Source organism: Levilactobacillus yiduensis, from assembly GCF_024718525.1.
GTDB lineage: Bacteria > Bacillota > Bacilli > Lactobacillales > Lactobacillaceae > Levilactobacillus > Levilactobacillus yiduensis.
In genome coordinates this window covers 17,364-28,955 of sequence record NZ_JAMXAZ010000014.1, presented here as the reverse complement: position 1 = coordinate 28,955, position 11,592 = coordinate 17,364, and the positions used below count along the sequence as shown (strand labels likewise).

General features: G+C 54.5%; 11 protein-coding genes. 4 read left to right on the top strand and 7 right to left on the bottom strand.

What is annotated here, in order from left to right:
* The first annotated feature begins 26 nt into the window (after positions 1-26).
* Positions 27-536, top strand: coding sequence for a hypothetical protein (locus NGM66_RS08920; protein WP_208910892.1), 510 nt, complete (start codon positions 27-29; stop codon positions 534-536).
* Between the two features lie 185 nt (positions 537-721).
* Here the strand turns inward: NGM66_RS08920 and NGM66_RS08915 are convergent, their stop codons facing one another.
* A complete protein-coding gene (locus tag NGM66_RS08915) occupies positions 722-1,330 on the bottom strand; it encodes a TetR/AcrR family transcriptional regulator (RefSeq protein WP_208910893.1) in 609 nt (202 codons plus the stop codon).
* 119 nt (positions 1,331-1,449) lie between these two features.
* On the opposite strand from NGM66_RS08915, the gene NGM66_RS08910 reads away from it, so the two are divergent.
* On the top strand, positions 1,450-2,337 hold the full coding sequence (locus NGM66_RS08910; RefSeq protein WP_208910894.1) for an NAD(P)H-binding protein: 888 nt from the start codon (positions 1,450-1,452) through the stop codon (positions 2,335-2,337).
* Positions 2,338-2,517: 180 nt separating this feature from the next.
* On the opposite strand, the gene NGM66_RS08905 is transcribed toward NGM66_RS08910, so the two are convergent.
* From NGM66_RS08905 to NGM66_RS08885, 5 genes are all read right to left on the bottom strand, one after another.
* Positions 2,518-2,904 carry a hypothetical protein gene (locus NGM66_RS08905; RefSeq protein ID WP_208910896.1) on the bottom strand — a complete coding sequence of 129 codons (387 nt, stop codon included), beginning with the start codon at positions 2,902-2,904 and terminating at the stop codon, positions 2,518-2,520.
* 18 nt (positions 2,905-2,922) lie between these two features.
* Complete coding sequence (locus NGM66_RS08900) at positions 2,923-3,381, bottom strand: hypothetical protein (protein ID WP_208910898.1); 459 nt, start codon at positions 3,379-3,381, stop codon at positions 2,923-2,925.
* Positions 3,378-3,866: a hypothetical protein gene (locus NGM66_RS08895; protein ID WP_208910899.1), complete on the bottom strand. Its 489-nt coding sequence runs from the start codon at positions 3,864-3,866 to the stop codon at positions 3,378-3,380. The genes NGM66_RS08900 and NGM66_RS08895 overlap by 4 nt, the downstream gene beginning before the upstream one ends.
* 403 nt (positions 3,867-4,269) lie before the next feature.
* Positions 4,270-5,184, bottom strand: coding sequence for a prenyltransferase (locus tag NGM66_RS08890; RefSeq protein WP_208910900.1), 915 nt, complete (start codon positions 5,182-5,184; stop codon positions 4,270-4,272).
* A gap of 98 nt (positions 5,185-5,282) precedes the next feature.
* Positions 5,283-8,360: a YfhO family protein gene (locus NGM66_RS08885; RefSeq protein WP_208910901.1), complete on the bottom strand. Its 3,078-nt coding sequence runs from the start codon at positions 8,358-8,360 to the stop codon at positions 5,283-5,285.
* A 200-nt stretch (positions 8,361-8,560) separates the two neighbouring features.
* On the opposite strand from NGM66_RS08885, the gene NGM66_RS08880 reads away from it, so the two are divergent.
* Positions 8,561-9,082, top strand: a complete 522-nt coding sequence (locus NGM66_RS08880; RefSeq protein ID WP_208910902.1) for a QueT transporter family protein — start codon at positions 8,561-8,563, stop codon at positions 9,080-9,082.
* Positions 9,083-9,707: 625 nt separating this feature from the next.
* Here NGM66_RS08880 and cls read toward each other — a convergent pair.
* Positions 9,708-11,165: a cardiolipin synthase gene (cls, locus tag NGM66_RS08875; RefSeq protein ID WP_373418484.1), complete on the bottom strand. Its 1,458-nt coding sequence runs from the start codon at positions 11,163-11,165 to the stop codon at positions 9,708-9,710.
* A gap of 119 nt (positions 11,166-11,284) precedes the next feature.
* On the opposite strand from cls, the gene NGM66_RS08870 reads away from it, so the two are divergent.
* Entirely contained in the window at positions 11,285-11,440 is a 156-nt protein-coding gene (locus NGM66_RS08870; protein ID WP_208910903.1) for a hypothetical protein, read from the top strand.
* Positions 11,441-11,592: the final 152 nt, after the last annotated feature.

Genomic DNA, 11,592 nt, shown 5'->3' with positions numbered 1-11,592 from the left:
TGCTGAGCCTTAAAGGAGCCCTGCCCATGACCCATTACGACCCACTCAAGCGGACGCTATTAATGTCCCTCCACCCGGAAAATGTGGCTGCTATCGTAAACCAAACAAAGATTATCGAGTACCGCCGGCGTTTCTTTAAGGCGGCCTTTCAAGCCTTCGTCTGTACGACCGGCCCGCACGGCGGCATCGCCCTATTTCTCGACTGCGACACGCCCATCGCCGCGGATGCCGACCACCTGGCGCAGCTAGGCCAACGCCTTCAGGGTGATACTTATTCGGAAATTTTTGACTACTTTCAACCCCGTAACACGGGCGTCATCATTCCCATCAAGACGGCCATTTCCTTACAATCACTGGACCGTCATTGGCTGCAACAGACCTTTCCCGGTTTCAGTGTCCCACAGGCCTATCTATTCCTGGACACCCCGGCCAAACAGCCTTTGCTAGATTGCCTACTGCATACACCAACGACGCAGCAGTGGACCCTGGATTGGACCAGTCGCTACGCCCAAATTGCACAACTCCTGACCGACTAAAACGAGAGTGGGACAAAAGGCGGTTAGCTGGCGAGCATTAAGGCTGGTAAGCGAATAATCCCGGGTTGGGATTGTTTGCTTATCAGTTTTAAGCGGAACCAGTTGCCTTTTGGCCCAGGTTTCAACACCAGATATTCGGAGACACAAAGGGCCTGAGACTTTTGTCCCAGACCCGTTTTTTCTGATCAACGGTCCGCCAACCACGACTGGTAAGCTGCCGGTCGCAAGACAGCCCCCATGATCATGGTGGTCAAATCCGTCAAGTTCTGCGGGGTATCGGCGTAAAGCCCCGACTGGACCCCGGCCGCTAAATGAAAGACTGGTCGCGCCAAAAAATAGCGGCTCAGGTTCAGATCAGCATTGCGCAAAACTTGCTGCGCGACTCCCGTTTGCAACAGCTGTTGGATCTGCTGATTGGCCTGGTCGTCGGCTTTCAATCGTAACTGGTGCTTTAGCTCCGGATCATCGAGTAAGACTTGCAGTGCCGCCACCGTTTCCGGATGATTGCGGGCAAAGTGGTACAGCGCGGTGATACTAGCCGCCAGCTGCGTCACCACTGACGTCGTTGCATCTAACGCTGTCACGACGGCCACACTCTGCTGATGGACAGTGTCTTGATAGATGGCCTCAAGTAATCCCTGTTTGTTGGCAAAATAAATATAGACGTTAGACTGCGGAATTCCCGCCAATTTAGCTACCTTGGTCGTGGAAAAATTAGCGAGTCCCCCCTGTGCCAAGACCGTGATTCCTGCTTGAATCAGGCGGCTATGCTTCTCTTCATCTTTAAGCTTCATTGGTAAGCCCTCACTTTTAGCATTTTCTTTAGTTTACCAGTTGACAAAAGATAAATCTATCTCTTATAATGGGGCCAAGTTAAAAGATAGACCTATATTTTAAGAAAGAAGTCTTCTCAATGAAATTCACCCTAACTGGTTCCCTTGGCCACATCAGTCGGCCCCTCGCCCAACAGCTACTGGCTGCTGGACACGACGTCACCATCATCAGTCACAGTTCCGACCGTGCCGCTGAAATCACTGCGCTAGGCGCCACCCCAGCAATCGGCAGTATTGCCGATGCGCACTTTCTGGCTCAGGCATTCGCTAGGGCCGATGCTGTTTACCTAATGATCACGGCCGCTCAAGGTGATGCTGACCTCTTTGAAGCCGGTCGGCAACAGGCCATCACTTATGCCACTGCCGTCAAAGCTGCCGGTGTCAAACGGGTGGTCAATCTGAGTAGTGTTGGGGCCAACCTAGGGCCCGAAGTCGGGGCACTACACATCTACAACGTGATCGAACATCAGCTGACGCACGACCTCCCTGGCATCAGTTTAACTTTCCTCCGACCTACCGCTATGTTTTACAACTTGTTCAGCAGTTTACCCAGCATTAAACGGGATCACACCATCTATACCAACAGTAGTCTGACCAAGAAGAACTCATGGGTCGCACCGGCTGACATCGCACCCATTGCGGCCCAAGCCTTGGTTGCGCCCCAGCCTGGCATCACGAGTCAATATATCGCTAGCGATGAACAAAGCTACAGCGACGTCGCCACTATCCTCGCCACCGCATGTCATCTCCCCGACTTGAAAGCCGTACAGATCAGCGACGAGGCCATGTTGCAAAATCTTTTGGCTAGCGGTGCGCCCGCAACCTTTGCCCGTCAGTACATCAAGATGACAGCCTTTGAGCGTGACCACGACTTCTACGCTGATTATCGCGCACATCATCCCCTCCTGGGACCAACGAAGCTGACTGACTTTGCCACCACCGACTTTGCCCAAGCCTATACCCGCTAGCTAAAAGAGAGTGGGCCAAAAGGCGGTTAGCTGGCGAGCATTAAGGCTGGTAAGCGAATAATCCCGGGCTTGGATTGTTTGCTTACCAGCTTTAAGCGGAACCAGCTGCCTTTTGGCCCAGGTTTCAACACCAGATATTCGGAGACACAAAGGGCCCGAGACTTTTGTCCCAGGCCCCCTTTAGTTGGTCCGCCGATGCTTACGCCAACGGGCCGCTAGCCAGTAACCGATCGTCAGGACGGCAAAAGCCAGCGTCACGTAATTTACACCATTGGCCACCTGCCACAAGTAGACCGACCACCCGTGCATTGTGGAACTGGTCCCCATGAATAAGTAGAGTAGATCTAGCAGAATGATGCCACCTAACTCTATACCGGGCCGAATATTCCCATGCCGCAATTCATGAGTATGCTGGGACCAAAAAATCAGACTCGCATTAAAGAGGACTAAGAAGACCCCCAGATGGGTGAAGCGCAGCCACCACGGTCCCGCTAAGGTCAGCGCCGTATAGCCAGTGGCCAAGTTTCCCACCAATCCTATGAGTAGTAGCCACCCGCGTTTACGCATACGTTTCTCTCCCCTTACTTAATGCTGGTAACGAATCAACCAGCGTAAAATATTAAACCCCAAAATACCCACCACGCAGACCAGACTGTCCAGCCCGAGAAATAACAGGGCCGTGGGCGGCAGGGTCAACACACCATCCAGCAGACTGACGCCCGCCATCAAGAGGACTAACCCCAAGATCACGCCCCGCGACCAGGTCCACCAGTTACGGGTAGGATTGGCGTCGTGTTCATTTAGCAAATATAGCCAATGCGTCGTCGTATCTACCGGCTGACTGTGGCCGCTGCCGCGGTAGTGATACCAGGCGTTACTGCCAATCAGACCGGCTAGTATGATGAATAGGATTCCCAAGACAGTCACGCGCCACGGCCAAAGCTGGTCCCAGTCTAATAGTGACAAGGCCAGTTGTCCCGTGATGAGGATCTGGAAAATATCGCCAAAAAACAATTGCCAGTAATCACGTTGTTGTTTTGTCATGCCTGACCTCCCCGTACTCGTGTGTAATGGCGCCACCAGCGCACCGCCCAAAGGCCAATCGTTCCCAACACGAAGCCGAAAACCACGATAGCCACCGTAAGTTTCACGGAGAGCTGCAGGTTGGCCGACCAGCCCAGTGCCGAGCCAAACTGTGTTATCACCAAATTAAAGAGGGCAGCGCCACACCAAAAACCCTTCGTCCAGTTCAGCTGGCGAAAGTCACCCTGCGGTTCATTGGCCAGGTACAGCCAGTGGGCCGTCTGCGACCAGGTAAAGTCGCGGGCATCTGGCCGCGGTCGCCAAAGACCCACGACCAGTAGCGCCAACACCGCCAGTAAATAGCCCCCAAATAGTAGCGACGATCCCCACTGATAGTACCACGCGCTCAGCCGCGGCTGACCCAACGGCACACTGTTGCCTAAGACCAGCAAGATAAACCCATTACTAATCTGCTGCAGTAAATAATCCCGTACATGTTTTGTCACTTGATTTCCTCCCCTGGAAATACCGACTGCCAACATTTTATAACCCGGGTTAACTCGGGCTATTTCCCCTAACTGTTCCCAAATTGATGCCGATGCTCAGTGGTAATCGTAACGGCTCTTTTGCAGGCATAGCCGTTTACTTAATTTCCAACACCAATGGGTATACCCCTACGATACCGTATTTCGGTGCGCTTGCAAAGGGAGAATTTTTTCATCGGAACGCGTAGAACGGTTTACGCCGCTATTTAAATATAACCCGGGTTAACCTGGCGTCTTTGTTCCGTTTTTTTTGCGCAAGGACGCTATTACCGCCACAGCAAAAAGGACGGCTAACACAGCCGTCCATCCCATTTTTCAGTAACGCCCAGCGTAGATTTCAAATATAACCCGGGTTAACCCGCCCTCACAACCAGGTCCCCAGCGCAAACAACAGCGGGTAGGCCACAAAGAACAGTGAGGCGCTTTTCACCATCGTCATGAACGTCCGGTGCTTGTCTTGGACCGCAAAGAAGGGCCGCATTCCCCGCCACATCACGGGCAATAACAGCACCGCCAACGCCGTCCAAACCGGCGCAATGCCCAGTGCCACGTTCACCAGCGGCCACAGACTGCCCACCACCACGACCACTTGGATCAGCCGCACGGACCCAGGCTGGCCCAGGTAATACGCCAGTGTGTAGCGGTGATTGGCGATGTCTTCATCCCGGTCGGCCGTATCATTGGCCATCTGGAGTGTAAAGAAGATCAGCGTGAGTGGCAGGCACAACAGGAAGGTCACGCCCACCATCGACCAGGTCAGCGGTCGTTCCCCGTAAATGGACACGTAGACACAGGTCAGCTGGATCAAAAAGGCAATCGCTAAGGCCACCACGATGGCTGAAACCGGCGTCGCGTTGATTGGTCGCGGTCCCGCGGTGTAAAAGATACCAATCAGATAGCCGACGGCACCAAACACCGCCACCGGCCAACCGGTCCGTAAAACCAAGACCACGCCGGGCACAGCGGCCAGCGCATACAAGCTCCACGCCAGCCGGGCCACCCCGGTTGCTGGCAACGCAAGTCGGCCGACCGGATTGGTCTTTTGCGCGTACCCCGCCCGGTCATGGGCGTGTTGATAATCATAATAGTTGTCCGCCACATTGACGGCCAAATCAAAGATGAAGACGACCAGCAGACACAACCCGACATTTAACCAGTTCACCGTTCCCGCATAGTACTGGGCAATCGCTGCCCCCAAGATGAACCACATCACATTGAGTGGCGCCGTGTAGATCTCCGTCAATTCGTAGAACACGGGCCACGTTAACCACCGTGACATTGTAATCACTCCCCTAAAAGTTTTACTGCTTCTCTAGTGTACCAAACCACAGACAAAATGGCGGCCCTCAAGTCTTGAGAGTCGCCATTTTATCTGGTTTACGGTCGCCGCCAATACCGCCAACCGACCTCGCTCAGTAATACCAAACTACCGAGCGCCGTCAGCACCCAACCGAGCTTGAGGCCGGGCGTCTGATAGGTCAGTTGAATACGGTGGGTCCCGCTGGTCAGCCGAGCCCCAACAAAGCCGTCGTTGACCACCAGCGTGGGTGTTGTCCGGCCATCGACCGTCAAGCGCCAGCCGGTAGAGTACGGGATCGACGTGGTCAGCACACTGGTCTGGGCCGTTGTCAGGTCACCGGTCACCTGGTTGTTGGTGACCCGCTCGTGCTGCAGGCCGCGGCGCTGTACGCGGTGGACCTGCTGATCATAGGTCTTGCCAAATGGTACGGCGATCAACCGGGCAGATTTGAAATTGATCTGCCGGGTCGCGTTGAAGGTCACATCTACCGTTTTACGCAACTGCTTCGAGTAGCCCAAGTTGAGCAAGACGTGTTGCTTGGGCTCGTAGTCGGACAGGTTATCGATGCCAAATTGGGAGAAGGTCTTGGCCGCATTGCGCGTCTTGGCCGTGACCCAGTAGTCGCCCAAATCCGGATTGCGCGTCGCCGTCCGCCAGGCATTTAGCTTGGTCAAATCCGAACGTGGCGTGGCCCCTAGGACGCTGGTATTGTCCTGAGCTTGCAGCTGCCCACGAGTGGTCAATTGATCCGATGTGATGCCGTCTAAGGCCAAGTACAGTTCCGTGCCCTGAGCGCGCTTGGGGTGCTTGAGCGTCAGCGTGTAGCTGATGGGCTGCCCCTGCGCGTCGCTAGCCAATTGACGCAGGCCGTTCGCGTTAGCTTGGGTGGTCCGTTTTAAGATGGTTTGGTTCTGCGTCAAGACGTTTTCTAAGGCTTGACGATGGCGCTGTAGCCCCACCATTGGACCGTATTGCTGGACGTCGCGGCGACTGATCAGGCCGTTCTTATCGACCGTCAGCTGGGGCGCCTTGATCGTTGCCCCATACGTTGCTAGTTGTTTGTCATTGAGCCCCGTCTTTTGGCCCGCGACCGCCTGCTTTAAGCGGTACTGAATGACCTTGTTGGTGCTGTCGATCACGGGGAGCGCATCTGGGGTTACCGTGTAATCCAGCTGACGCTTGGGTGAGCGGTAGCCAGCTGACTTCACCCCGGTCACAGTCGTGGGGGTTACCGCCGCTTGGGTCAGACTGCGTTCACGGTCCACCCCACTGAGCTGCCGCCAGGCCGTCGTCGTGAGGGCTTGTGGTTGCGTATAGACCAGCGGAAAGGCCAGGTTGGTGCGTAACACCTGGGTCCCTACCCCGTTAGATAGCGCGTACACGGGCTTTTCCGTGAAGACCTTTCCCGCAGCATGGTAGCCGTACGGGAGGGCCTGATGCGTCGCCACTTGATCTTCCCGGGCGAACAGCGTCTTGACGCCGAGCAGTTGATTCAGCGTGGTACGGCTATCACCTTGGCCAATGGGCGCGTTCATCGCGTACTCAGAGTTCTGCAGGTCACGACTGAACTGCCCCACGTAACCATTTTGCACGGAGAAGTACGACATGACCCCGTTCAAGCCGTGGGTCATGGTCATATTGTTGCCGACCGTGCGAAATAAATTAAAGTTCCGCGTGGCGTCGACCCGGCTAAAGGTGCGGTCGCGCTTAGCCACAGTCTGGGCGCCGTCAAAGTAATCTTGGATGTAGCGCGTCGCATCCCCGCGGCGCAGCTCTTGGGTCGCCTGTACCCCGGCGTTGGGATCGTAGTACCCCCAGGCGTTGCTGACCAAATTTAGCCCGACCACGACACCCACCAGTTCCAGCGTGAGCCGGCGAGGCGCTTGAATCATCAGGATCGCCGTTAACGCCAGCAGTAGGCCGTAGGTGATGAGGTCCCGGGCGGCATTACTGAAGATGAGCCCGTTACTCAGGTAGACGACGGCGAGGAGTCCGGCCGCACTACCAGCCAACCACCAACGGTCACGGGGCGTCAATTTCCCCAGTTGGTCGGCCAAAGTCATGGTCGCCAGGCCAAACGGCACCGCCGCCAGTAAGATCCAGCGATTCGATGGCGTTGAAAAGACGTTGAAGACCGCAGCTACCGCCGGGATGCCCAGGGCCACCACAATGGCGACCAAGGTACCGGCCAACCAGCGATGACGCCGCCAGTGAACCAACGTGTAGACACACCCGAAGAAGGTCAGCCCACTCAATCCCAGCACCGACCAGTAGTTCAGCGTGTTCCCCGTGGTCAAGATGGCGTTGCCCAACGTCAGGTAATAGCCCAGCGGATAGGTCACCAGGCCGTTGGCAAAGATGGCCCCGGTCCGCGTGGATTTCAGCATCATCAATAATGAAGGCACCAGCAAAACGCCAGAGACCAGCATACCGGTCGCGGCCGCGGCGAGAAAGCGCCCAATCACGACAGGGAGCCGAATGGCCAGCGTCCCCTGCTGTTTCACGTGCAGGTAGTGGATCACGGCATAAATCAGGCTGCCCAAGCCGAGAATGTAGGCGAAGTAAAAATTACTCAGAATCGTGAGCCCGGTCATCAGTGCCAGCAGCCCCCACCCTTTGCCGTGGAGAATCCGGTCAATGCCCACGAATAACAGTGGCAGCCAGATCATCGGCAACAAGAAGAACGGGTGATGGACCCCAACCATCAGCGAGTAGCCGGTAAACGCGTACGTCAGCGCCCCCAACAACCGACTGCTGGGCCGAAAGCTGTAGCGTTTAGCCAGCGCCAGGAACGCCAGCCCACTGGCATACAGCCGCAACACGATGCCCCAACCGTAGCCAACTTCTAGCAAACGCGTGGGCAGCAGCGCGACCAGGTAGGCAAACGGATCGCCCAACACGTAATAGGCCAAAGTCGTGAGTTTGTCCGCCCCTAATCCCAGCGTCCACGACCAGCCGGCCAAACCGCCGAGGCCTTCTTTGACCAGTAGGCGGTGGAGCTCTAAAATCAGCGGATAATGCTGCGTGACACCATCCATATACCAAATCATGGTCCGATTAGCCAGGCCAAACACGCCAAAACCCAATGCCGCGATCACCGTAAACGCTAGGGTGTACAGCCCCCACAGCGGCCACTGGCGGTGTGCGATTTTCATGATGACGCCTCCAATTTTTTAAATGATTTCAGTTAAGTTAGTCTTAACTTACACAACCACCCGGCTTCGTGTCAATGCTTCTTCCCAGACAATACCGGATTGTAATGTTTCACATGGAACATTTTGCCAAATCCCGTGGTTTGCGGTACCCTTATGTATGCATCAAAAAATTGAATAACTAGCAAAGGAAGGAATTTCTCGTGAATTCTAAGAAAAGTTTTCTGGGCATCGACGACACCCGTAGTATGGTCCTCGCTGCCCTGGTAGCTGCACTCTACGTTGTTTTAACAACGGTCTTGTCAGCCCTGAGCTTCGGCCCCTTTCAGGTCCGCCTGTCGGAAATGTTTAACCACTTAGTCGTCTTTAACAAGCGCTACATTGTCGCAGTCACCTTGGGGGTCTTCATCTCAAATATCATCGCCTCGCCGTTTGGTTTCCTGGACATCGTGACCGGGACCGTCCAAACGCTACTGGCCTTGCTGGTCATGTACTGGCTCAGCAAGTTCGTCCACAACCGCATCGCCCAAATGGCGGTCAACACGGTAGTCGCTGTCTTCTTCATGTGCATGATTGCCTGGGAGATCGCCATCGTGGGGAGCGCCGCCTTCTGGCCAACTTTTTGGGCCAACTGGCTGTCCATCGGCTGGGGCGAACTCGTCAGCATGGTCGTTGGTGGGGTCGTGGTCTACTTCTTGAGTCTCGCCATTGATTTTACGAAATAGGTGACGCGATACAACTAGGATTTCACCAATCAAATAAGTCCTTAAAATGCCCCGCAGTCGGTCGACCGCGGGGCATTTACTTTACTGTCTGTCTATCCCAGCGGCTTAGAGGGCACTCCCATTTCTCATGTCAAATCAGGAAGAACCCCCTCGTTCAGTAAGACGGATTGCCCCCTTACTGAGCAAGCGACTTAACCAATCGTTCCTTAACGCGATTGTTAAGCCATTTCATTGTGTTTGCCGCCTTGCTCAGTTAATATAACACTTGTGGATGGGGGCGGTTGTCCGGTCTCATCTATGGATTGCATTGGCACCCCTAACTAGTCAAACCAATTCAGCAAAGAACCATTTAACCAAGCATTTGCCACTGCCCCAGCAACGCTTTCGCTGGGGTATTTTGGTCTAAAAAAGAAGCCTGGGCACTTCACCCAGACTCCAGCGACTCAGACTTTTACGACACTAAAGGGCGTCACTGCCGCCCGACCGGGATTCCGGCCTCAATCCGGGCCACCAGCGTCCACCACTTTAGCGGCTCCATCATAACATCTGGTGTGACCCGGACCAACCAATCTGCTTCGTGCGAAACCTGACCCGCACTATTTTCCCATGCCACACAGATTAGGCGCTACAAGATTGGGGACAACAACCGTGAAGCCGTCTGTTTGAATTTCAAATAAGTTGATTGCGCCTTGAACTTTTCCGGTGTGATCAGCTCGCTGTAGCGCATGTCCGCCTCGTAGATTTCCTCCAGTTGCGTGGCCACTTGCGGGTCGTAAATAAAGGCGTTGATCTCGAAATTCAACTTGAAACTCCGATAATCCATATTTGCTGAACCCACCGAGGCGATGCGGCCATCAACGACCATCGTCTTGGCGTGAATGAACCCGTTGTGATAGAAGTAAATCTTGACCCCATCATCGGCCAACTGCCGGGCGTAGTACTGCGTGGCCCGGTACACGAAGGCGTGATCCGGCTTGTCTGGAATCATGATGCGCACATCGACGCCAGCCATGGCCGCGATCCGCAGGGAGTCCAAGACGCTATCATCTGGAATCAGGTATGGCGTCTGGATCCACAAGCGCTTTTCGGCCGTCTGAATCAGCCGCATGTAGCCCATTTTGATCTGTTGCAGGTCGGAATCCGGCCCACTGGACACGATCTGCAGGCTGGTCGCGCCCTTGACCTTGGTCAGCGGGAAGTATTTATGCTCGATCCGGTCATCCTTGAAGGGATGGTCGCGGTCGGTGGCGTTCCAATCCAACATGAAGCGCGCCTGCAAGGAGAAGACCCCGGACCCCACGATGCGTAAATGGGTGTCGCGCCAGTAGCCGAATTTTTCCTTACGGCCCAGGTACTGATCGCCGATATTAAAGCCACCGACGTAACCAATCTGCCCGTCAATCGTCACAATCTTACGGTGATCACGGAAGTTCAGCCGAAAATCGATCACGGCTGAACGCGTACCCAGGAAGGCCTCGACGTGCCCACCGGCAGCAATCAAAGGCTTGAAGAAACTCTTCCAGGTCCCCATCGACCCCCACGGATCATAGATGACCCGGACCTCGACGCCAGCGCGCGCCTTTTTAATCAGGAGATCCAAGACGTCATTCCCAATCCGATCGTTATAAAAGGTGTAAAATTCAATATGAATGCTGGAATGGGCCCGCTCGATGTCTTCTAACATCAGATGGAACAGGTCGTGGCCATCCGTGATGACCCGCACCCGGTTCTTCCGCGCAAGAAAAGCGTGGTCGGTTTCCATAAACATATTTACCATATTAATGACCGAGTGACTAATTTGGTCAGACGGCATAATTTCATCGCCAATTTCTTCGCGTTGCTGGTTCAGCCGTTCCTCTAATTGAACGGCGACCTGCCGCTGCAGGCGAAACATCCGGCCCTTCGGCAGTTTCCGGCCGATGAAGGCGTACGCAATGAAGCCGACGACGGGCAGGAGTACCAACACCAGCATCCAAGCCCAAGTTGCCGCAATATCGCGTTTTTCCCGGAAGACCGTCACGAAGGCCAACGCCGCGTTGACCACCACAATGATTTCCAGGATGAGCATGTAATTCACGTTCACGTGTAATACCCTCCTCTAGGTCTCTGTGGTTTTCATCATACGCTAAATCGCTGAAAAGTCTTTACTTTTCCTTAATTTTTTCAGATAATTTTTAAAAAATTTCATCGGGAGATGGTTACATGCTGCTTCACCTCACCACCTTAATTGGCGGCTTACACGGCACCAGTCCACTACGCGTCGTCCACTGGCTCTTTCGCGACAATCCGGCAATCGGCCTCATTGTGCTGGCCGGAATTATTTTGTATAGCATCTACCGCTACATGAATCGGCGGTAACTTTAAAGGAGAGTGGGCCAAAAGGCGGTTAGCTGGCGAGCATTAAGGCTGATAAGCGAATAATCCCGGGCTTGGATTGTTTGCTTATCAGTTTTAAGCGGAACCAGCTGCCTTTTGGCCCAGGTTTCAACACCAGATATTCGGAGACACAA